General features: G+C 47.1%; 1 protein-coding gene. It reads right to left on the bottom strand.

Going from position 1 to position 429, the window contains the following annotated elements; genetic code table 11:
• Positions 1 to 365 (bottom strand): TetR/AcrR family transcriptional regulator (locus tag RZO55_RS10035; RefSeq protein ID WP_318064146.1); only part of this gene is annotated, 365 nt, incomplete at its 3' end.
• Positions 366 to 429 lie beyond the last annotated feature (64 nt).

Here is a 429-nt window from a genome sequence, read left to right as displayed (position 1 = left end):
TCCATCAACCGCCTTTCAAAGGCGGGATCCTTGTTTTTGACCAAGAGGGTCTGGAAAAGGAACTGGTTCTCGGCGATATATTCCAACAGCTTTTGGGTCATCTTCTGCGACTCTTCTTCGATGGTGAATCGGTAATTGCTCAGATAGGTATTCATGTCTTCGATAATTTCCGATTCGATATGATCCAGCGGGTCATAGGGATCCGAAAAGTGCATATAAAAGGTGGAGCGGTTGATATCCGCCCTTTCGCAAATCGCTTTGACGGTGATGGCGGAGATCGGTTTGTCTTCGGCGAGCAGCGCGATGAGGCTTTCCTTCAACACTTGGCGCGTGTACTTTTTGCGCCGATCCAGCTTTTTGCGCATGCCACCCCTCCTTTCATCAATATTGCGTCAAATCCGACACAAAATAAAAAAGTGTTGAATAAAC

It is taken from the genome of Clostridium boliviensis, from assembly GCF_033342255.1.
Lineage (GTDB): Bacteria > Bacillota > Clostridia > Lachnospirales > Lachnospiraceae > Lacrimispora > Lacrimispora boliviensis.
The sequence above is the reverse complement of the archived record's forward strand: the minus strand, read 5'-3'. Positions and strand labels throughout refer to the sequence as shown.